This window comes from Psychrobacter glacincola (genome assembly GCF_904846075.1).
GTDB lineage: Bacteria > Pseudomonadota > Gammaproteobacteria > Pseudomonadales > Moraxellaceae > Psychrobacter > Psychrobacter glacincola_C.
The window spans coordinates 406,404-428,947 of record NZ_CAJGZH010000003.1; the positions used below are offsets into that span (position 1 = coordinate 406,404).

At 43.1% G+C, this 22,544-nt stretch carries 19 protein-coding genes and 1 pseudogene; 10 read left to right on the plus strand and 10 right to left on the minus strand.

Annotation, left to right across the window (positions count from 1 at the left end; genetic code table 11):
- Window positions 1–290: 290 nt before the first annotated feature.
- Window positions 291–428: a hypothetical protein gene (locus JMW85_RS12915; RefSeq protein WP_201582040.1), complete on the plus strand. Its 138-nt coding sequence runs from the start codon at window positions 291–293 to the stop codon at window positions 426–428.
- Here JMW85_RS12915 and JMW85_RS12920 read toward each other — a convergent pair.
- Window positions 420–1,299: pseudogene (locus tag JMW85_RS12920) on the minus strand (IS982 family transposase). The gene JMW85_RS12915 and the pseudogene JMW85_RS12920 overlap by 9 nt on opposite strands.
- Window positions 1,300–1,449: 150 nt before the next feature.
- Between JMW85_RS12920 and JMW85_RS12925 the strand changes: the two are divergent.
- Together JMW85_RS12925 and JMW85_RS14480 are read left to right on the plus strand one after the other, a co-directional pair.
- Entirely contained in the window at window positions 1,450–2,499 is a 1,050-nt protein-coding gene (locus JMW85_RS12925) for a dicarboxylate/amino acid:cation symporter (protein ID WP_265090757.1), read from the plus strand.
- Window positions 2,480–2,650: a hypothetical protein gene (locus JMW85_RS14480; protein WP_265090758.1), complete on the plus strand. Its 171-nt coding sequence runs from the start codon at window positions 2,480–2,482 to the stop codon at window positions 2,648–2,650. The genes JMW85_RS12925 and JMW85_RS14480 overlap by 20 nt, the downstream gene beginning before the upstream one ends.
- A gap of 113 nt (window positions 2,651–2,763) precedes the next feature.
- Here the strand turns inward: JMW85_RS14480 and JMW85_RS12930 are convergent, their stop codons facing one another.
- On the minus strand, window positions 2,764–3,519 hold the full coding sequence (locus tag JMW85_RS12930; protein ID WP_201582041.1) for a TSUP family transporter: 756 nt from the start codon (window positions 3,517–3,519) through the stop codon (window positions 2,764–2,766).
- A gap of 497 nt (window positions 3,520–4,016) precedes the next feature.
- Between JMW85_RS12930 and nhaA the strand changes: the two genes are divergently transcribed.
- The 3 genes from nhaA (at window position 4,017) to JMW85_RS12945 (ending at window position 7,386) form a co-directional block, all read left to right on the plus strand.
- A complete protein-coding gene (nhaA, locus tag JMW85_RS12935) occupies window positions 4,017–5,219 on the plus strand; it encodes a Na+/H+ antiporter NhaA (RefSeq protein WP_045444001.1) in 1,203 nt (400 codons plus the stop codon).
- Window positions 5,220–5,368: 149 nt separating this feature from the next.
- On the plus strand, window positions 5,369–5,953 hold the full coding sequence (locus JMW85_RS12940) for a DUF2799 domain-containing protein (protein WP_201582042.1): 585 nt from the start codon (window positions 5,369–5,371) through the stop codon (window positions 5,951–5,953).
- 77 nt (window positions 5,954–6,030) lie between these two features.
- Window positions 6,031–7,386, plus strand: coding sequence for an oxygenase MpaB family protein (locus tag JMW85_RS12945; RefSeq protein WP_201582043.1), 1,356 nt, complete (start codon window positions 6,031–6,033; stop codon window positions 7,384–7,386).
- A 75-nt stretch (window positions 7,387–7,461) separates the two neighbouring features.
- Here JMW85_RS12945 and JMW85_RS12950 read toward each other — a convergent pair whose 3' ends face one another.
- Window positions 7,462–8,196: an NUDIX hydrolase gene (locus JMW85_RS12950; protein WP_055124790.1), complete on the minus strand. Its 735-nt coding sequence runs from the start codon at window positions 8,194–8,196 to the stop codon at window positions 7,462–7,464.
- A 591-nt stretch (window positions 8,197–8,787) separates the two neighbouring features.
- On the opposite strand from JMW85_RS12950, the gene JMW85_RS12955 reads away from it, so the two are divergent.
- The gene (locus JMW85_RS12955; protein ID WP_045453478.1) at window positions 8,788–9,351 is read left to right on the plus strand and encodes an NUDIX hydrolase; all 564 of its coding nucleotides are present in this window, start codon (window positions 8,788–8,790) and stop codon (window positions 9,349–9,351) included.
- A gap of 161 nt (window positions 9,352–9,512) precedes the next feature.
- On the plus strand, window positions 9,513–10,841 hold the full coding sequence (locus tag JMW85_RS12960) for a serine hydrolase domain-containing protein (protein WP_201582044.1): 1,329 nt from the start codon (window positions 9,513–9,515) through the stop codon (window positions 10,839–10,841).
- Between the two features lie 131 nt (window positions 10,842–10,972).
- Here JMW85_RS12960 and JMW85_RS12965 read toward each other — a convergent pair whose 3' ends face one another.
- Entirely contained in the window at window positions 10,973–14,050 is a 3,078-nt protein-coding gene (locus JMW85_RS12965; protein WP_201582045.1) for an insulinase family protein, read from the minus strand.
- Window positions 14,051–14,487: 437 nt separating this feature from the next.
- Here JMW85_RS12965 and JMW85_RS12970 point away from each other — a divergent pair, with 437 nt between their 5' ends.
- Entirely contained in the window at window positions 14,488–14,949 is a 462-nt protein-coding gene (locus JMW85_RS12970; protein ID WP_045453475.1) for a universal stress protein, read from the plus strand.
- A gap of 152 nt (window positions 14,950–15,101) precedes the next feature.
- On the opposite strand, the gene JMW85_RS12975 is transcribed toward JMW85_RS12970, so the two are convergent.
- Complete coding sequence (locus JMW85_RS12975) at window positions 15,102–16,037, minus strand: LysR substrate-binding domain-containing protein (RefSeq protein ID WP_060491834.1); 936 nt, start codon at window positions 16,035–16,037, stop codon at window positions 15,102–15,104.
- A 233-nt stretch (window positions 16,038–16,270) separates the two neighbouring features.
- Here JMW85_RS12975 and JMW85_RS12980 point away from each other — a divergent pair, with 233 nt between their 5' ends.
- Window positions 16,271–17,356: a YeiH family protein gene (locus tag JMW85_RS12980; RefSeq protein WP_201582046.1), complete on the plus strand. Its 1,086-nt coding sequence runs from the start codon at window positions 16,271–16,273 to the stop codon at window positions 17,354–17,356.
- A 258-nt stretch (window positions 17,357–17,614) separates the two neighbouring features.
- On the opposite strand, the gene JMW85_RS12985 is transcribed toward JMW85_RS12980, so the two are convergent.
- The 5 genes from JMW85_RS12985 to JMW85_RS13005 all read right to left on the minus strand — a co-directional run bounded on the left by JMW85_RS12985 (window position 17,615) and on the right by JMW85_RS13005 (window position 22,393).
- Window positions 17,615–17,824, minus strand: a complete 210-nt coding sequence (locus JMW85_RS12985; protein ID WP_045453470.1) for a cold-shock protein — start codon at window positions 17,822–17,824, stop codon at window positions 17,615–17,617.
- A gap of 244 nt (window positions 17,825–18,068) precedes the next feature.
- Window positions 18,069–18,491: a YbaN family protein gene (locus tag JMW85_RS12990; protein ID WP_087813547.1), complete on the minus strand. Its 423-nt coding sequence runs from the start codon at window positions 18,489–18,491 to the stop codon at window positions 18,069–18,071.
- Window positions 18,492–18,782: 291 nt separating this feature from the next.
- Window positions 18,783–20,078: a VWA domain-containing protein gene (locus JMW85_RS12995; protein WP_201582047.1), complete on the minus strand. Its 1,296-nt coding sequence runs from the start codon at window positions 20,076–20,078 to the stop codon at window positions 18,783–18,785.
- 56 nt (window positions 20,079–20,134) lie between these two features.
- The gene (locus tag JMW85_RS13000) at window positions 20,135–22,030 is read right to left on the minus strand and encodes a serine/threonine-protein kinase (protein ID WP_201582048.1); all 1,896 of its coding nucleotides are present in this window, start codon (window positions 22,028–22,030) and stop codon (window positions 20,135–20,137) included.
- 195 nt (window positions 22,031–22,225) lie between these two features.
- Window positions 22,226–22,393, minus strand: coding sequence for a hypothetical protein (locus JMW85_RS13005; RefSeq protein ID WP_201582049.1), 168 nt, complete (start codon window positions 22,391–22,393; stop codon window positions 22,226–22,228).
- Between the last annotated feature and the right edge of the window lie 151 nt (window positions 22,394–22,544).

Genomic DNA, 22,544 nt, shown 5'->3' on the forward strand with positions numbered 1-22,544 from the left:
ATGTTCAACACGCCTTAATATTGGTCAATATGCCTTGTCATTTACCTACTTTACTCGCGAAAAATTCGGCGTAGATAACTTAACTATTGATTTATATTACCTTAGTCATAAAAAAACGTTGCAGTATCCTTAACAATTATTTTATATTGTGCCCCGAAAACGTGACACTAAGTGGAAGTTGAAAGAATTTAATAGACGTAGCAAGAGCGGTGATAATAATGGCAACAATCACATTGATGTGAGCAGCCTATCTATCCGTTACTGGGGCACGTACACAAAGGATATAAGTTATGTGGAAAAATATGGGACTGACGGGCAAGATTATTGTTGCCATGGTACTCGGTATCGTACTGGGTTTATTTATAAACTACTCAGGGCTGAATGCCGAAGGTGGTTTTGTTAGTACGTATACCCCACTCTCAACTTGAAATAAGCAAATCAAACTGAAGAGGCGGATTACCAAGTTTTTTGTTGAGTACAAAGCACAGATTGTGTGAAAGAATCTTACGAATCAATCGATGAGACAAATGCCATAAATCTCTTGCTCGTACCCTTTGTATATTAAATCGTTCTGATAGCTGACCAATGACTGTTTCAACGATACGGCGGGCTTTCATCAGCCGTCTTACCACAGGTTTGGGCCTATCCTCTTTCATGTTAGCTCTGAGTGGCGTTTGTAAATCCACGCCTTGAGCGTCGTAGTACGATGTCAGACTAGGGCTGATATACCCTTTATCAGCGCCAAGTAGCCCATGAATATGAGTGGTGATTTCTGGGGCAACGGCTCTTTCATCAACATTGGCAGGAGCAAAGGTAAAGCCTTTAATCATGCCCGATAAGTTAACAAGCAAATGTCCTTCAAAGCCATAGTACCTCTCTTGCTTAGCCGCACAGTAGCTAAAAGCCGCTAAGTCTTGATAGTTTTTATGCCGATAAGCGCGTCCATAATGACAGACGGGTATCGGAAAACCATCCATAAAATGGATGTTGTCACGGCCCTCGAGTTCACTGACTTTATCTTGTATCTGCTGTTTGACTTGCCACAGATTGGCGCAGTGCTTTGAAGTTAGGGTATGAGCCGATGGCTGGAAACCAGTCTTGCCAATGCTGGGTAAAGTATTGCCAAATTTGTTTGTCTTGATCTAGGTGTAAAAATTCACCGACCATCTCCATGCAAATGATCTCAGGATCACTCAACTTTGGTGCGTAACCTGCACTTCGCAAGGGTTTGGTGACGACTATTTTGTAATATTGCTCTACCATTAAATAGATATTGATGATAAATTCGTCTATGGGCATCTCATGACTCCATTGTATTCTTGGTCGAAAACAATAGATTAGTGAGGTGCTCTTCTTTTTTCAATCACTTTCGAAGTTGAGAGTGGGGTTACGTATATTACGAACGGTTTCCTCGCTATCGTTGGCAAGCTATTTGTTAACTCGTTAAAAATGTTGGTAGTCCCCTTAGTACTGATTTCACTGATTTGCGGCGTTTGCGGCATTGGTGACATTCGTTTGCTTGGTCGTATTGGTACCAAAACGTTCATTATTTATATGATCACCACCGCACTCGCTATCGCAACAGCAATTGGGCTTGGCGTGCTATTTGGTATCGGTAAAGGCATGAATATCGAAACCGAAGCGGCATTTGAAGCAGCTTCAGCGCCGCCGCTGCTTGATGTGTTCTCTAATATTATCCCATCAAACCCCATCAGCGCGATGGCAAATGGTGATATGTTATCGATTATTTTCTTTGCTATTTTGATCGGTGTTAGTATCTTGATGGTGGGTAAACCTGCCAAAGGCTTAGTGCAGAGCTTAGAATTAATCAATGAAGTCATCTTAAAAATGGTGACCATCATTATGAATCTTGCACCTTATGGTGTATTTGCGCTATTGACCAAAGCAATGGCAGAGCTGGGTTTAGACTTGATTTGGTCACTGCTCGGTTATGTGGCGGTATTGGTCGGCTCATTGGCATTCCATTTCTTTGTCACTATGATGATTGTACTCAAAGTCTCTTCAGGCTTATCCATCAAAACCTTTTTGGCAAAAATGCGTGAAGTTCAGATTTTTGCTTTTAGTACCTCAAGCTCGAACGCGACGATTCCTATTACCTTGCGTACGGTCACCAAGCGCATGGGCGTTAATAACTCAGTCGCCTCATTTACGGTGCCTTTTGGTGCGACCATCAACATGGATGGTACCGCCATTATGCAAGGTACTGCGACCATTTTCATTGCCAATATTTATGGTATTGACTTGGGCGTGACTGAGTATCTAACTGTCATTCTAATGTCCGTTTTGGCTTCCGTCGGTACCGCTGGTGTACCGGGTGTTGGTCTGATTATGCTATCAATGGTATTTGCCCAAGTCGGTCTACCTATCGAAGGCATCGGTCTTATCTTAGGTGTGGATCGTATCCTTGATATGTTACGTACCGCAGTGAACGTCGGTGGCGATGCCGCTGACGGCTATTGTGGCAAAATCAGAAGGTAAAATGGATTTGGCTATTTATAACGATCCTAACGCTGGTGCAAAAGACGTGTTTGATGGTCACATTGATGAAGACAATGAGCGTGAATTCTCTGAAGTCTTTAGTGATGGGATCATGGGCAGTGAATACGATGATATCGATCGTCGTCGCTAGGCACTTATATTGAATAAATTTTGATGATTTATTCACGATCCATAAAAAACCTCAGTCATATTGGCTGAGGTTTTTTTCTTTGCTAAATACATTTAGGGCGTGTTGAACAACAATCAACCAAAAACGTATTTGGTTACCATCGCCAAGCATACCATTACAATCATCGGACGAATCAGCTTACTACCGCCCTTGACCACCATATGAGAGCCAAAATACGCGCCTATCGTTTGTCCCACCATCATGGCAAGCCCTACTTTCCACAACACATTACCGCCCAAAATAAAGAATATTAACGAACCAATATTGGTCGATAAATTCAATACCTTTGCCGCGCCTGTTGCTTCGATGATTTGCCGACCGCGCAACGCCACGTTGCCGAGCGCAAAAAACATCCCTGTGCCTGGTCCAATATAACCATCATAAAAACCAATTAGCGGTGCAACCACTTTTTGCCATTTACCTTCTGAGATACGCGGCGCAGCTTCTACTTCGCCAAGTCGAGGCGCAAACAAGGTATAAATCCCGATAGCCGCAATCAAAAACGGAATCAGTGTCTCAAGCAGATCTGGCGGCGACATCTGTACAGCGATAGTGCCAAGAACAGAACCGATAAAAGCGCCAACAATAGCTACTTTGATACGTTGCGGTTTGACCACCCCTTTTCTAATCATCATAATAGAGGCTGCTAGCGCACCTGAAGCGGCTTGTAGCTTATTGGTACCGAGCGTTAGCACTGGTGGGATATTGGCGAGTAACATGGCGGGGATGGTCAATAAACCGCCACCACCAGCGATAGCATCAATAAAGCCTGCCAACGCTGCCACAGCGGTAAGCATTAATATAACCTCTAACGAAAGCGATAAGTCCATGACGCTGACCTGTAAATTTTATGATGGAAAATGAGGAAGTCCTAAAAACTGGCTTTAAGAACAGGAAATAAAATATTAGTAGCAATGTTGCTATCAACTTTGCTATTCATTAGCTGATAGTACTGCTGATATGTATTAAAGCTGTGACAGAACATCACAAAATGCCAATCATTATAAAGATAAAACGCTAAAAAAAGCCAAAAACGTAAAAAAGTCTGCTAGATTTGTCTAACGGCTTAATAAGCATCTAAAATAAGCAGCGATTGATTAAAAGTATGTAACGACTTATAAGGCTTTTGTCTGCTCTATCGACTTTATAATATCGCTATTATTAATGTGACAGGCGGCACTTATAACTTTTGGTTGACGTATTTTGTTGTCTATATCAATAAGAGTATGAGAAACTGTTGCTGTCTATTATGTCTTTATGAGTCGTGTCATAGATATTTGAGGTTATTGGATTAATTTGTAATTCGTGTTTAGCAAATGAGGATGATATGGCAATACGCAGGATTAAAGCATTTTTTGAATTTGAGGCAGCGGGCGGTATCGTCCTAGCATTGGCTGCCATTGCTGCAATGATTATTGCCAACTCTCCTCTCAATGTGTGGTACGAGGGCTTTATTCACGCACCCGTTGCCATTCAAATCGGTGAGTTCGCTATCGCTAAAGACGCTCATCACTGGATCAATGACGGTTTAATGGCGATTTTCTTTTTTTTAGTGGGACTTGAGCTAAAGCGTGAAGTGTTGATCGGTGAGCTGTCTAATGTTAAGCAAATCATCTTGCCAGCTGGTGCGGCGCTCGGTGGCATGATTATGCCAGCGATTGTCTATCTACTTTTTAACTATAACGAGCCTGAGTTTTGGAAAGGATGGGCGATTCCAGCCGCGACTGATATTGCTTTTGCCCTAGGTATTTTGAGCTTATTAGGCAACCGCGTCCCCAACTCTTTAAAAGTATTTTTAGTATCGATTGCTATTTTTGATGATATTGGCGCCATTTTAATCATCGCTTTATTTTATACCAGTGATTTGTCATTAGAGTCATTGGCAGTGGCAGGTCTATGTCTACCTTTCTTATACCTTCTTAATCGTCGCAACGTCACCAGCATCACGCCTTATCTGCTGATCGGTGTGATCATGTGGATTGCGGTACTCAAATCCGGCATCCATGCCACCTTGGCTGGCGTGGTCTTAGCACTATTTATTCCTATGTTTGACCGTACTGATCCTGAGCACTCACCACTAGAAGAGCTAGAGCACGATTTACATAACACCGTTGCCTTCGGTATCTTGCCATTATTCGCATTTGCCAACTCAGGCATATCCCTCAAAGGTGCAGGCTTCGCTGAGCTGTTCCATTCAGTACCGCTTGGTATTGCGGCCGGTCTATTCATCGGTAAGCAACTGGGCGTGATGATCATGTGCTGGTTAATCTTTAAGCTTGGTATCTCAACCATGCCAAGAGGCATGAACTATAAGCAGATTTACGGTGCAGCCTTACTCTGTGGTGTTGGTTTTACCATGAGTCTGTTCATCGGCGGTCTGGCATTTGCTGGTGAAACAGCCTTATTTGATGAGCGCTTAGGTATTATTATGGGCTCAATCGTCTCTGGTATCGCAGGTTATCTCATGCTCAAAGTCAGCTTAAAAGACAATGTAAGCGGCACCTCAGTCGATCTGACTCGCCCTCATTAATAAGAAAATAAGTCATTTAAAGGCGATTTAGCTTATCAGTGGCTTATTATTTTATAGTTCACGTACTTTGACATCCGAGCATGGCGCATTAAAAGTATTTTGCATTAAATATATCAGCACTTGCATCTATAGCCATAGAAGAGATAATCATGCGACAGTTTGTACTGCGGCCTTCGTTAAGCTTAGCGCTCCTTGGTAGCATTGTTTTACTATCAAGCTGTGCCACGCTCTCTAAGCAGGAGTGCATCGTTGGTGACTGGCAGGCTATTGGCTACAACGATGGCGTGGCAGGTTACCAATCAGACCGCCTCGCTTCACATGCCAAAGCCTGTGCCAAGGCCAGTGTTGCCCCCAACTATCTGGCATGGGAGCGCGGTCGCCAGCTGGGGCTTAAGCAATACTGCACGACCAGTAATGCTTACAATGTCGGTCGGCGCGGACGTCAGCTCAATAATGTCTGCCCCTTAACCTTGGCGAATACACTGCAAACTGCTAATCAAAAAGGCTTAGACTATTACGCCTTAGACAGTCAGTTAGACAAAGACAAGCGCCTCATAGAAACCTACCAAGAAGAATTTGATAAGCTAGAAAGTGGGGCGATGTTAAACTTTGCTAATGAAAAAGAAGCACGCGCGCGCTTACTGTCATTAGCCGACGAGCTGCGTAAAGCCAAACGCCGTATGAACACCACGCAAAGACAATTAGAAGCTCTAAACCAGTCAAATAGCTATTAATACTATTGGCCTTGTGAAATGATCTAATAGGAAAATATTTGGTAAGAAAGCATTTGGTAAAGAGGCATTTAATAAATATGGATTCAATCAACATAACTGATAAACAGACGGCTGCTACTTTGAATCACCAACAACCCTCAATAAAACCTTATCAGCGTCACGGACGGACGACCGCGATTGATGACCATAGTGACTTGCAAGTCTTAAAGCGCATCAAGCGTTATTTATTGCCAAAAGACTTCGTTATCTCGCAAGATTTATTAAATGAAATAGTCGCAGGCTACGATATTGGCGATTCACTGGCAGATACGTTGGCCGCTGACGGCATTCGTTTTGCAAAGCCCCTACAGCAATTTATTATCAGCGACAGTAGCAATAACTTCGACGCTGATCTCGCAAACAACTCTGCATTTAACGCCTTGGCTGAGCAATTTAGCTACCATCCCACTTGGTTCGATCCCAAGCTTGCCCAAATCGGTGCAGTTGCCTATCGACGCTATCCGCTGATGCTGATTTGGCTACTACGTAATGTCGCCCTGATGGCAGGCTACAGCATTCCTGCCCTCTCCCTGCCGCTCATTCAGACAGGCGCATTGATGCACGATGCCCTGCCCCGCCTGATGCGTACTTACGCTTATATCCTAGCCGTCTCTGAACATCCACAACTAAACCCTACCTCTTATAATAACCGCCAACCGCTTAGGCAAGTATTGGCGATTGGCTCAGAAGGTTGGCGGCAATCAATCAAGGTGCGGCAAATTCATACCCTAGTACGGCAAAACTTGCTCAAAGGTAAAGGCAATGCTGCTAAAGGCGTCATACCAAATGCCGACCAACATCACAACCCAGATGGCAGCTGGAATACTGATTATTGGGGTCTTCCTATCAATCAAACCGATATGATTGCTACTCATTTGCAGTTTTCATTGTTGATTATGCGTGGGTTACGGCTGCTTGGCGCACGCATTAGCACTGAAGAAGCGGCAGGTATTCTGCATCTATGGAATCTTGCCAGTTATTGGATGGGGGTTGACTTAGATCGCCTGCCAAAAGATGAAACCGCCTGCTGGGAATGGCTTTATACCTATTTATCAATTCAGCAACTTGATTTTAAAATGGGGCAACCATTAGCCAAAGCCTTGCATGATTTGCCGCGTCAGCTGATGGGCGAAGACAATCGACGGGGGCGTTTCGTTGAGATGGTCAATGCTAGCGTGACTCGTACTTTGGTCGGCGATGATATCGGCGATGGGCTGGATTTGCCAAAATCAAAAATCCGCTTTGGTGTCTTATCATCGGTGCCGATTCTCTTTGCCCTTGATACGGCACGCCAACACAATCAAAGTGTGGCTGAAAAATTAGAAGCCTTCCGCGCCAAACGCCAAGATAATATGAACTGGTGGCTTAAAAAAAACGACGATTATTATAAGTAAGCAATTATAAATAAAGCATAGTAGCTAAAATAAAACGAATAACGTTTAGACGTTAGCCGTTAGCCGCCTTACGGATTAATTACGCGTATTTTGGATACGATAATACCACTCAAGCTGCCGATCAAAGCCTGTTTCTAGCAGACTGGCAATGACTCGTCCTGTCAGACCCCAAACCGTTTCACCATCCACTTGCCAGCTAGGCGTGAGAATAGTCGCGATCTTATCTTGCATTGCATATTCTACCGCATACTCGACAGTAGGCTGAGTCAGCAAGGTTTCAAAATCTGCCCAAAAAATGCGCGAGATTTCGCCAAGCTCAGGTACTAATAATAAATCGGGCGCAATCAGCGCCACAATAGGACGCACACTCATACCACTTTTAGAGGTTTGAATGGGCAATTGACCAATTAGCTGGACTTTATTAGGTGGTAGTGCCGTCTCTTCACAGGCTTCACGCAAAGCGGTGACGACATTATTACCGTCGCCTGCGTCATGTTTACCACCAACGCAAGAGACCTCGCCAGCATGGCTGTTCATGTGCGCAGCGCGGCGTGTCAGTAGCAGCTTTGGATGGCGTTCATGGGTAATGGCAACCAATACCGAGGCATCGGCAATGGGTGTTTGATACAAGCTATCTAGAATGCGAGTGCTACGAGAAGTGCTAGCATCATACAGCGCAGGACTGGTAACGGCATTTAAGGTCTCATGCTGCACCCGTTCCGCCAGCGTTCTAATAGTGGGATAACGAATAAAGTCCGGCACAGCGACTGAAAACTCATCAAAACGTAGCGACTGCGGGGGAAGTAACATGATTATTGCCCTATATTTTTATTAGAATTAAGCATCGGATGGTGGAGCTTATCTCTCGCAATGTGTACAAAGCTTGCGCCAGTGTTATTGCTACGCATATCGCATCTACATGCTGGCCTCCATTCATTCATCGTCATGCTTGGCGACGTAAAGTGGCATTTTTTAATACCCCCTACTCTGATAGATGCGCTCGCTTTGCTGGTTGCCCTTCCTTAGAACAACACCAGTCGCGGCAGCCATTACTCTCGTTATAGGTAAAGCTATCATTCAATAGTTAGCGTGAGTCTAGCCTAGCGCAATCTTATCGTGACTGCATATACTTTATGTGACTGTCCTGCTCTGCCTGCTGATACATTCATTAATAGCAACCGTAGCCGTAAGCAGTTGCGCAAACCTGTGTGCTTGTTATTATCACTGCCAGTGTGATGAGAATTTGTGTTATCTTAGGATTAACAGCTATGATCACATAACATCTGATAAGCTAAAGTCATACTATTTTATAAAATAAGAATCATAATTCTTCAAAGAACGACAATCCTTTTTATCATTTCTATTTATCATATATATTTATCATTAAATAAGGCAGTTGATATGCGCTATTGTTTACAATGCGGTCATGAAGCGGAACGCAAAATACCAGCCACGGATAATATCCCACGCTTGGTATGCCCCAATTGCCACTATATTCACTATGAAAATCCAAAAGTGATTTGTGGCTCACTCGTTGTGCATAAGCATCGGGTACTGCTATGTCGCCGCGCAATTGAGCCACAGTATGGCTTATGGACATTGCCAGCTGGCTTTATGGAAAATGGCGAAACCATGGCAGAAGGGGCCGCTCGTGAAAGCTTTGAAGAAGCAGAAGCGGTTGTCATCAATCCGCATTTATATTGCTTATATGATATTCCTGATATCGGGCAAATCTATAGCATCTATATCACTGAGCTAAAAGACGGTGCTTATGGCATCGGCTCTGAAAGTCTTGATTGTGCGTTATTTACTGAAGAAGATATTCCATGGGACAAACTTGCCTTTGAAGCGGTACGTCGCACTTTAAAAAGTTACTTTGCTGACCGCAAGCAATACGATAACCATGAAAATTTCCCTATTCACCAGGATATCATCGGTAAAGACCAAGCGATCAAGCGCTACTAGCCCTAAGCATATAAAAAATAACCTTATAAAAAATTGACTGCTTTACAAAAGTGGTTGGTAAAAACCATTGATAAGTCTTATGCTAAGTTTTGAATATAGCCACTTATCAATGGTTTTTTATTGTCTGAAGTTAATCGTTTAAGCCGACTTGCGAGAATATTATGCTGACTTTATTGCAACGCTCTTTACCTCTATTACCGCTGACCATCGCCATGACCCTAACCAGTATAAGTATCACCAGCCATGCGGAAGATGCACGGTTAACCGCCAAACAATCCGACCCACAAACGCTTGGCTGGATGCAAGGTTTTCCGCCGCCTGCCGATAAACTGATTACTCAACCTTCCTCTAATTTTTTTAGTTTTCCCAAGCTGCGTTGGACGGTCTGTCATATCCGTGAATTGATGCCCACCACTGACGTCAGTCGCGGTATCGGCGCGCCTTCCAAGCTGAGCTATGCGCTAGATAAAAATATCGATGCCATCACCTTTATGCCTACTAACAGTAAGCGCCCGATGACTTGGAAGCAATCACTGGATGCCAATTATACTGACGGCATTATGGTCATGCATCATGGCAAGGTAGTATACGAGCGCCAAAACGGCTGCCTCAATGAGCTGGGCAATCATGCGGCGATGTCGATGACCAAATCAATGACTGGGCTGTTAGCAGAAATCCTCGTGACCGAAGGTAAGCTTGACGATAAAGCTTTGGTGGCGTCTATCATTCCAGAGCTCAAAAACAGTGGCTTTGGTGATGCAACCGTACGCCAAGTCATGGACATGACCACAGCGCTCGATTATAGCGAAGACTATGCTGATCCTAATGCCGATATCTGGAAGTATTCAGAAGCGGCAAGCCCACTACCAAAGCCAAAAGATTATAAAGGACCCAATGGTTACTTTGAGTACCTGCAAACAGTTAAGAAGAACGGCGAACATGGGGAAGCATTCAACTATCGAACCATTAATAGCGACGCGCTAGGTTGGATTATTTCGCGTACGACTGGTAAAGCGGTGAATGAATTACTCTCGGAACGCATCTGGCAAAAAATCGGTGCTGAACAAAGCGCCTATATGACGGTCGATGCTAAAGGTACGCCGTTTGCTGGCGGCGGTCTTAGTGCAGGTTTGCATGATATGGCACGCATTGGTAGCTTGATGCTCAATAAAGGCGAGATTAATGGTGAGCGCTTATTCCCAGCTGCGGTCGTTGATAATATCGAAGCGGGTGGCGATAAAGAAGCTTTTGCGAATGCCGATTATAAGCAGCTGACTAACGGCAGCTACACAAGCATGTGGTGGTTATTTAATAACCCCACGCCCATCTATGCGGCACGCGGCGTCCACGGTCAAACTGTCTATGTGGATCCAGCAGCTGATATGGTCATCGTGCGTTTTGCGTCATACCCAGATGCCAGTAACGGCAAAATAGATCCGACTTCTTTACCTGCCTATAAAGCAGTCGCCAATTACTTAATCAAAAAGTAAGCCTTTAAAAAACCAGTCTCTAAGAAATAGCGCTTTAAAAGACTCACCCAAAATAAAAACCGCCGCTTTCAATATAAATACTGAAAGCGACGGTTTTTTTATAATAATTAAATCAGCAGACTTGAAGAAGATTAACTTTTAATTTTACAAACGTTAAAGCCTAACTCTTGCATTACCGCTTCCTTATCATAAGGCGCGAGTACTGCCCGTACGTGCTTTTGACCCTGCAGATACTGCTTGGCAACGCGCTGTAAGTCAGCCACGGTCACAGCCAATATTGACGCGCGCATTTTACGCTGCCACTCGACGCCGCGATGATGCAAATCTGCAAAGCAGGCTTTAACCGCCTCCCCTGCTGGAGAGCCTGGCTTATCCATTCCTGAGATAATACCTAAGATGGCCTCTTCTAACTGCTCGTCTGTTTGCGGCTCATTCAATAGCCATTCGATACTAGCATCAAAATGCCCAAAGGTCTCAGCACACTGCGGATCACGGTAGCTAAAGAACTTAAAGGCACAGGCATTGGCATCGTAGCCCGCACCGCCGCCATAAGCACCGCCGCGCTCACGAATAGCGCTATGCAGATAACCATTGCGTAGATAAGGCGCTAATACCATCAAGGCTGCTGTATCAGGATGATCAGCCGCTGGTACGGTATAAGCGCTGGCATTATGATAGACGTTGGTTGGCACTAGCCACGCTAAGTCTTCAACATCGAGCGCCACATCACTTTCTAGCGCTTCGACCGCGTCTTTCTCACCATTTAACGCCGTATCAAGTTGCAATTCAGCAAACTCGCTTGGGATATTGTCTTCAATACTCGCATCAGCATTTTTTAACTGCGCTGCAATCTTTGGCGCTTGACTGTCTTTCCAGCTATCAACGATTAAATTGCTTAAGCGTTCAGTTTGCTCCGCTTCACAGATGATGACGGCATGCTTAGGTAAACTGATTAAACGTTGATGTAAATCCATCAAACTGGTTGCCAATTTATCCCACTGTGCATCATCGGTACTGGCATGGGTTAAGAAGTCTTTTAGCGCGTTCAATGCTGGCAGACCACTGCGCACGTACTCTAATTGCGCTTGACGACTCATACCACGGCTGGCGGTTTGCATGGCATAGGAATGCCCTGAACCAGCAAGGTTTGATTGCCAGCCTGCTTGACGCTGCTGCAAGATTTCTTTGATACGATCATGCTCACTAAAGATACTGTGTTCCATGACTTCTTTGAGCAAATCAATTGCTTCAGGTTTACGATTCAGCGCGCGCGTTGCCACGACGAAATAGCTGCTAATCGCTTGGCTGTCATCGACATTGGTACGTTGGCTGATACGCGCCGTCACCCCTGATGAATGCGCCGCTTGCTTGGCCTGCATTTCATGGGCACTTAGAGAATCTGTACCTAGCTCTGACAATAAGCTTAAATAGATAGGCAACAGCGGATGATTAATGACTTCATTAACGGGTAGCTCGCTTGTATCCTCATTACCAATCGCATCAGTCAACGGTACAATTATTTGATAATAATATAAGCCGTTAGTGCCCGCTTCATATTCAAATAGCGTACTTTCTTTGCCGCTCAAATTAATCTGCTTTTGCAACCCTTGCTTAAAGCTAATATCGGTCGGTACGTCTTCTAAACCCACTTTTGGTAATAAGCTTAAATCATCAGGCGCGGCTTGGCGCGCTGCCAAATCTAACGCTTGTTGTTTTAAGATAGCTTTATCATCAGCGGTCAAATCCATTTCGATGGTATCAAGACGAGTCTGCTTAGCTGCTGCCAAACGGGCGGTTTTTTCACTATCAGGCGTCAGAGTGACACGGACACGGTGCTGATTATCAAGCAAATGCTGCTTGATTAAATTCGGTAACCATTGCGCATCTTTTACTTGCTCACGTAGCCACTGCAAATGCTCATCAACTTCCCAGACATCGATAGGATTACCATCATGAATGGCAGTGCTAAAGCCTTCTAGCATTAAGTTTAGACCATAGGGCATGCTATCGCCGCCGATATGGCGCTGATCAATCTCGATTTGATGCAGAATCGTCTCAATCGTTTCATCATCAATCGGTTGGCTCGCGACCTCTTTAAGCAAATCAATAATGCCCTGTTCTACCGCTTCGGCGTGTTCAGGGTTAGAACCGCGTAGACCGGTATAAAAGACCATTTCATAATGACTGTCATCCAGCCCTAGTAGCGGACTTGGCGCTTTGCCGAGTGGATGGCTGTCCAAATAAGCACGCAGCGGCGAACCAGCATGCTCAACTAATACGCCTTCTAATAGACGCAACGCCAAACGCTGCTTTGGATCGGTAATCGACGGTAATAACCACGCCACCACATGATGCGTTTGGTCAGGACCTGCTTCGTCAGCCGTATAAGTATCAACCGCACTAATCGGTGCAGACAAACGCTGCTCTGGACGTGAGACGTGTTTTTTACCTGCTTCAAACTGAATCAAGGCATCTTCATGGATTTTGGCTTGGGTTTCAGCGACTGGAATATTACCAAAGCTCATAATCACGCTGTTTGACGGATGATAATGGCTCTGATGAAATTCAACCAGCTCAGTATGGGTCAAGTCAGGAATATCGGCAGGATCTCCGCCCGAATTATAGTGATACGTCGTCGTTGGGAATAAATGATGGGCGACCGTATGATACAACTGGTCAATCTCGCCACTCATTGCGCCTTTCATTTCATTAAAAACGATACCCTTAAATTGCGGCTTGTCATTTTCGTCTAACTCAACACGAATACCTTCTTGGGCAAAATCCAGCGGATGAATATTCGGAAAAAATGAGGCATCCAGATAAACGGCTAGCAAATTAAAGTAGTCGTTTTTATTTTGCGTCGCATACGGATACGCCGTCCAATCGGCAGCGGTCATCGCATTCATAAACGTGTTTAATGAGCGTTTAATCATTGAGAAAAACGGGTCACGAACAGGGAACTTCTCAGAGCCACATAAAGCCACGTGCTCTAAAATATGGGCCTCACCTTTTGAATCCATTGGCTGAGTGCGAAAACCAACCAAAAAGGCATTTTCGTCACTCGGATGTGCCAAATGGTAATGCATCGCGCCTGTTTTGACGTGTTGGCTTATCAATACGTCCATCGACAATGCATCGATATGGCGGTGCTCAATCAGCTCAAAGGCAGGATGCAAAGTTAGATCAGTAGTAGATAATGTGTCGGTCATAATTTTCCTTATGGATTGCTCTAATTTTATTTAGAATAATATGCGATTAATGACTAAATATAGCCAGTGGCGATAAAATAGAATCAGAGTAAACAATAGATAAATAGTGTATTTAGTACTTATCGTAGGGTGTTTTTTATATGATATTTATATAAAAATATTGTGCGTATTATTGTGATTAACTTATGAGTAATATTCAAATTTAATGGCATGTACCCGTGCATCATTTTAAATGACAGCAATGCACCGGTATAAATTAAAAAGAATTTGCCTAACGGAATTAGATGGGGTTCGCACCTTCATAAGTCAAGATACTGTAGTAATAAAGATGACCAATATGGCAGAATGTCGGATTTTCACAAAGCGAACTCAAAGCTTACTTAACAGCGGCCATCAGTAGTGCTATAGTTAAAATCATCTGTCACAAGGAGCCGCTCATGAGTTACGAACATATTTTATTGGTCACCGACTTAATGTCCGATGCTGATGTGGTCGCCCAAAAGGCCAAACGTATCGTCGAGAATCGTCCTAATGCCAAGTTATCGGTATTACATATCGTCAAAGATACCATGGTTGGCTTTGGCTATGAATTGGTGCCAGCCTCCAGCTTATATGACGAAATTGACGATGAACGCTGTCAAGAAGCGCGTGCCAAACTGGCACAGTTTTTGGAGCGTAATGATCTACATGCGGTGAATTCTGAAGTGACCACTGCCATCTCTAATAGCGAAGGTATCGTCAACTATTGTCACAAGCATGATGTTGATTTACTAGTCATCGGTCGTCATGAACGCCATGGTATCGCCGCTTGGCTCAGTGGCGCGACGGCAGATAATATCTTGCCTAACGTCCCATGCGATAGCTTGGTCGTAAGACTGGATAAACCCGTTAATAAGTAGTTTAAGAAAAGACTTAATGTCGTATCTAAATTATTTAAACCTATCAAAAATAGCGCATTGTATAACTTTGCGCTTTTTTATTATTCATTGAAATAGTAGACATTCTCGCTAATACCTCTATATTTCTAATACCTCTATATTTATCACTAAAATTAATCTTCTGTCAAAATATCAATAAAGCTTTGCCAAATCGGGCTTTGATGGCGGGCTTTATGCCACACTAGCCACCAAGTTCGTGACAAATCGATGCCCGCGACTTTCACCTGTACCAGCGCTCCTGCTGTCAGCTCTGCCTGAATGACATGCTGTGATAAACAGCCAAGACCAATATCTGCACTCACCATATGCTTAATAGCTTCCGACTGCTGAATCGCCATCACAATTTCCGCATCAGGCAAATGCTTGAGCAGCTGCTCGTCGATAATTTGCCGTGTACCTGACCCTGCCTCTCGTACCAATAGCGGCAGCTTTGCCAGTTGTGCAATGCTAAGCTCGTAGCAATTATCCGCATCGTTATACGCTGCCATGTCTGTCAACCATTTGCTATCGCGCTTGGTAAATATCATCAAGGTATCTGTCCGCCACGCACGCTGCTCAATCACCTTCATGTCTGTCGGGCGCGGCATACCCTCTACGAGCGCAATATCAATATTTAACTGCTCAACTTCGCTGACCACTTCTTGAGTATTGGCGATATACATATCGATATGGGCATCGGGTAGCGTCGCATATAGCTTGGCAAGCAGCGGCGGCAGTACATAATTGCCGATTGTGGTACTGGCACCGATATGAATCTGCCCTGCTTGATGCTTATGATAATGCTCTAGAGTTAAGGCCTGCCCCAAGATAGCTTGCGCTTGTATATAAATAGGATGGGCGTTGGGGTGCTGATTGAGCCTACGTCCGACCCGCTCAAACAGTGGCATTTGCAGCCTTGCTTCTAATTCTGTCAGCGCACTACTGACGGCCGACTGTGATAAATGCAGCGCTTCACTGGCACGGCTGGTACTACCGGTTTGATAAATACTGACAAACACTGATAATTGCTTGAGGGTAATCTTTGGTAATACCTGCATGGCTTTTTTCATAATGTCTCTGACACCCCATCTTATTGATACAATCTAAAAACCACCTGTTACTTTAAAAGCCCTTTATTATCTAAAAACCCATCTTTTTAGCCCGAAGACTTTTATTAACCTAAAAAATCGATAGTTTTTATCTAATTAATCTGTTTTTATTATAGATTGGTCTGTCTTATAATGTCTATTCATAAGCTTATGCTTATTTCGATTATAGATAATACATAATAGGACAGTCAGTCATGTACGCCTTGACCCAATCAGTAAATAACTATTTCCCGCGCAGCCGCCATTTAGCAGGGCTTATTGTCGTGCTGATTGGTAGCTTATTTTGTTTGTGGCTCAATACTAGTGTCAACACATGGACAAATGGACGTATCGTTGGCTTGTCTTCTCTCACTTTAGCCATTCTCCTTGGTATGGTATTGGGCAATACGGTCTATCCTAACCTTGCTGAGCGCTTAAGTGTCGGCGTGGCATTTGCCAAAGGTCAAATATTGCGCCTCGCCATCATGTTTTATGGCTTTAAGCTGACCCTAACGCAAGTATCAAGTGTCGGACTGTCTGCGGTGATGAGTGATGCGTTGGTATTGACATCGACCTTTTTACTCACCTATTGGATAGGTACCCGATGGTTAAAAGTCGATAAACAAACGACGCTATTGATTGGGTCAGGCGCAAGCATTTGCGGTGCCGCCGCGGTTATTGCCGCCGAGCCTGTGGTCAAAGCGGAAGCACACAAAGTCACTATTGCCGTGGCGACAGTGGTGGTGTTTGGTACGGTTGCGATGCTGCTCTATCCGTTTTTATACCATCTTGGTTGGTTGCAACCTTGGCTAAATGCTCAGCAGTACGGGATTTATACGGGTTCCACCATTCATGAAGTGGCGCAAGTCGTCGTCGCTGGTAACGCAGTCAGTCCCAAAGTGGGTGACACAGCGGTTGTCACCAAGATGATACGCGTCATGATGCTTGCCCCTTTTTTACTTATTTTATCGTTTGCCTTAACCAAAGGTAGCAGCGACAATGGCAAAAAACCATCGTTTATAAATCGCGTCCAACAAGTCAAAGTGCCTTGGTTTGCCTTTATATTTATTGCCATCGTTTTACTACACACTTGGGTGCCGATGACCGCAAGCTTTGAGCGTAGTATGGTGATACTAGACGATGTTCTGCTCACCATGGCAATGTTTGCGCTTGGTCTAACCACGCATTTGGGCGCTATTAAACAAGCTGGCGTTAAACCCCTTATCTTGGGGGCGATTATGTTCGCTTGGCTGCTCATTGGCGGTGGATTGATTAATATTGGCATAAGCTTACTTGGCTAGAATAAACTACCAAACATCCTTGCCGTTCGTTATCATTCTTGCCATGAGTTATATAGATTAAAAAAGCCGATGACTATGCTAGTTATCGGCTTTCTTGGTTTATCGTCTGATTTAAAAGCTACTCAACATAAAGCGCACGTTACGTTATAGATATTAAACTTTTAATTGCAAATAGCTTATCTTAAATCGTAGACGAAAAAAAACGAACCCGAAGGTTCGCTTTTTTTTCATCTTGCTCTAAGTGTCTATAAAGACAAATTAGATAGCAACGATGTTATGGGCTTGTGGGCCTTTTTGACCTTGAGTTACAGTGAACTCAACTTCTTGGCCTTCAGCTAAAGTTTTGAAGCCTGAACCAGTGATTTCGCTGTAATGAGCAAAAACGTCTGCGCCAGTTTCTGGAGCGATAAAACCAAAGCCTTTAGCTTCGTTGAACCACTTAACTGTACCTTTTTGAACGTCTGACATAATATAATCCTACTTTTAAATTTATTAATGGCCTAGTGACCGATAACGCTTGCAAATAGCTACTGAACGATAAATATTAAAACGAAGGATTATAACTAATACTACGAGGTAATGATTTGGTGCAGAACTGCTCTTAAGCTTGGACGTATTATAGGGGGAACATCCTGATTTCGCAAGTCTTATCTTAGCTTTCATGTAACTAAAGCCCATTTCTTACGATTTTTGACCTGAAAATCAACGCATTTTAGGCATTTGGCAAACGGAATAAATAGACCGCTACCCCAGTACAGACCACGGCTACCAGCCATGCCATCCATATCATATCGGCGGGGATATTAAAAAATAACATCGTTGTTGAAATAGTCATCATTATTGTCGCTAACCACTTAGCATAGAGTGGCACCGCATGATTATTTTCCCAATCGCGGACAAATTTCCCAAAGTATTTATGATTGATCAGCCAAAAATGAAAGCGCCGCGAACTACGTGCCCAGCAACCTGCCGCCAGTAATATAAAAGGCGCAGTCGGCATGACTGGCAGTAACACGCCGATAATCCCTAATACAAAAAATAGCCAACCCAGTATGACAAACGTCCAACGCACCGTTGGGCTGTTATGCTGATTGGTTTTGGGTCGATAATAAAAAGCTTTTTTGTGTTGGCTCATAAAAATACTGTCATTGAATGATATGTAGAGGCTAATATTTAATAAAGATTAGACAGCTAGATTGTTAAACCAGATAATCATTTATAGAACTGCCTACCTATATAGGTAGCTAAGCATGCAATATCACTTAAAACGGTACAAGGCTATTTTTACGAGGTTTTTGCTATCAATAGGTATGTTTGGTTAGTGGTTGGGTAAGTGAGCTCACAACCTTTGACTGATTTTTTAGCAATAAAAAACCGCTCATAGCTAGACTATAAACGGTTCTATCGTTGAAGATACTATCCTAATTTACTTCGCTATCAATCCTATCTCGCGTGCCTCTTTTAGCCAGCTTGGGAACTCTTCTAGCATATTTTCATACAAGGCTTCTTCGCTGATATCGTCCAAGTCATCTAATTCAAAAAAGTCGCAATTATCAATCACGCGCCCTGTCATATCATCTAGTTTTTTCAAGATGCCATAACCACGACCACCTAAGCCCACGAACTGCCAGAATATCGGTAGTTTCGCCGCTTCCGTCATGACTCTGGTGATACCGCGATTATCATTCACCCCGCCATCACTGATAAATAGCACGTATACAGGCACATCTAAGCCATCTTTTTGATAAAAGTCCGTCACGGCTTTCATAACTTCTGCTTCGTTATTCACACGCGGGCCAAGTGCCCATTTCCGCCAGCCACCGTGAGCGTTGTCAATAAAGCCTTCATAGTTACTCAACCCAATCTCACCCAAATAATGCGGATCTCGGGCAAACGCCCAGCAGTCTAGCGCTTGGTCGTCATCAAAGCTCACTGCTAATGGCAATAGACGATTGACCACTTCTTGCACACGGCCTTGTTTATATTGTCGATTCATTGAGCCTGAAGCATCTAACACCAATGCCACTTTTGCCGTTAATTGCTGCAATTGGCGTTTCTCAAGCGATATCGTGGCTTTTTTGGCCAGATTGACCAGTTTTGGGGCTTTGTCTAGCATGACCTTCTCTAACGACGGTTTTGCTTGAACTGGCGTTGCAGTGACATCTGCTGCTGTCGAGCTGCCCTCTTCTACATCGCCACCGAAATGCTGTACGATGGCGGCAAGTCCACCATTGAAGCCTTGCGCGACGTTGGATACCCGCCACACACCACCCTTACGATAAAGCTGCATCAGCATACTGGCTTGCTGCTGGGCAAAGTCTGCTGCTTGATATTCTGCTTGCGCCTTTTGCGATTGTTGCCAAATGCCAATCTCTAACGATTGAATTTGATTGAGCGGCGTGTCGGCTGATAACACAAAAAATAAGCTGTCTATATTCGTAGCCAGTTTGGATAGATTAACTTCAAACTCGGCTTGGATGCCTTTATTTGTCGTTGGCTGCGACTCGTAATAAGTGAGCTTAATTTGCCCACAAGGTGAGGTTGGCTGATTATAAAACACCATGTAATCATCGTTGATCAGTTTGCCCGCTGCGTCTAAGACAAAGCAGCTGATGTCCATCTCTATCGGGCTTTGGCGAGTGAATTTAAGCGTGATGGGTGCGGTATCGTCAATAGCGAGGTTGCTTAAAGGCGAGCGTTGTCCGACGGTGAGATGGTTCATGGTGTTCCTCTTATTCATACAAAAGCTCTTCAGAAGCCTAAATTTTATCGTTATTTTTAATAGTCAGCTTGCTCAGCTCCTAAAGCTCTCAAACCCTGACTAATATACTCTTTGGTAGCAGAAGGCATTTTATCTTTGATAATTCTTCTCAACTCTTCATCTGATTCGTTTTTCACATGTTTTAGATGGAGAGTCCATATATCTCGAGTGGTTCTCTTTCCATATGCTTCTCTCCCTAGATACATGATAGAAACTAACTCTAATAGCTCTTTGCGATTCAACTCTTCTAGAAAGCTAAAATCTGCAGATAAATGATCTATAGCAAATTTAAACAAACTCCCTGAGCCTATAACTCCCCATTCGTTATCGTCACTCTTCTCATCAGCAGGCCATTTCTCTAATAATAATAGTATCCTTGGTACATCTAATGAATTCAAATATATATAAAATTCTGGGTCATTTTCCCAACTACTATCATTTTCTAGAAACTGTGGCGGTTCAGGTTTAATATTTACTTCTGAATAAGGTTTTGGATAGTAACTTTGAAACCTTTTGAATCCCATTTTCGAATGTCTAGCATCATAGGCGGGTCCATATGAATTATATAAAGAGGGTCTAGAGACGAAAAGAAAACTGCCTTCGTATACCCTAGTAACACTTTTAGTATCATTAGGAATATATCTACCTTTCCAAATATCATCTTTATGCAACTCAGCAGAGGTTAAGTCACCGTTTGCAAACTCTGCGTAGTTCACTATTTCGTTATCTTTCTCATATAATCCTGAGTCAATAGGCTTTGCAATTGGTTGCGTTTCGAGAAAAAAATAACTTTCTGATGGTTTGTACTGATAATTAATGTAATGTAATGCTTTTGGTAGGCAATCATAATAAGAACTACCACTCATTAACAACCTAACTTCTCCGTTCTCTTTAACCTCAGCTCTAGTTAAATCTAATCCACCTATTCTAGGTAAGAAGCAATGATTAGCCGTTTCATCGTTCCGAACAATTTTATTTAATATAGTAACAATAGCATCTATATCGCTGAACTCTAAGTAATGAGCATTGTATGGGTTTATTTCCTTTTGAAGATTTATCCATTTTGAAGATATAAGAACCGCAAAGTCTTTAGTCGCTTCAATCCACTTTATTAGTTTTTCTTCAAACTCTTCAATACTCGGTCTTAGCTTAGGGTCATATTCTGTAGCTTGCTCAAGTAAGTCGTGCAAACTCCTCAGCTCTAACTTTTCACCTTCTAGAGCTATCTCCAACATACTTTTAGCTGCAATAGCATACTGCCCATCAAACCCATTTTCATCCCTATTTAGTAGCATCCATAGCGTCACACCTAAGGAATAGACATCTGCTGGCCTAAAATCAGCATCAATATCTTCAACATATCTTAACTCAGGAGCAATGGTTGCAAAATTACCAAGTTTACTTCCAACTTTAGTAATACGCCTATCTTCAGAGCATAAAGAGGTTACTAAACCAAAATCAGCTAAAACGAGGTTTCCATCTAGGTTTAATATGTTGTCAGGCTTAATATCTCTATGAGCCATACCTTCATTATGGATATACTTTACAGCAGAAACAATATTTCGATATTCATCACATATTTCCGTCGCACTTCTATCGCTTAGCAGGCTAGAAGCAGAGCTACAAATAGGCATTGTGAACCAGCGAGTAGTTCCAGATGTACTATAGTCATAAATACGAACAATTGACTTATGATCAAAACTTGACTGTATAGTGACCTCTCTATCAAATCTTGTTTTTTTAGTAGAACTTGCACATTTAACAAACTTAATAGCTATTTTTTCAGATTTTGAGTCTTCTTTTGAAGCTGACCAAACTACGCCGTTACCCCCTTCTCCTATTTTCTCTTCTAAAATCCAGTCGATATCATTTATCTTCATTACATTGCCAGTTTCTACATCTTCAAAATTCATTATTGAGGCTCTTATATAATTAGATATCCATTAGTACATTTAGAATTCATCGTTTATGTTACCTATTTTTCAATACTTCTACTGATTAGAACAAAGTATCTAGATCATCTGGAACAGCTTTATTTCTATCCTCTTTATAGTTCTCAATATCTGTATCAATCCTTTCCTTCCAAGACCTGCCTCGCTTAATATCTTCTACTTTTTATTCCAACCAAGAACATAATATGTGTTCCAACTTTCCTCAGCAACTTGTGTTTTGACCACATTCAATAGCACCCACTCGCACTCAAGATATTCGTTAGCTTCCACACTATCGCTTGTCTCATGCAGTCTTATAAATTTTTTGTAGTATGACTCATCCATAGTAAAGCTCCTTTTGAATTACATCTGACTAATAGTACAACTATACAGATAATCGTAGACTTATTTTTAGAAAAATAAAAAACCACCATACAATGGTGGTTTATCTATTATGCTTGCTTTTTGCGCGAGGGACGAGCGCCGAGCTAAACTG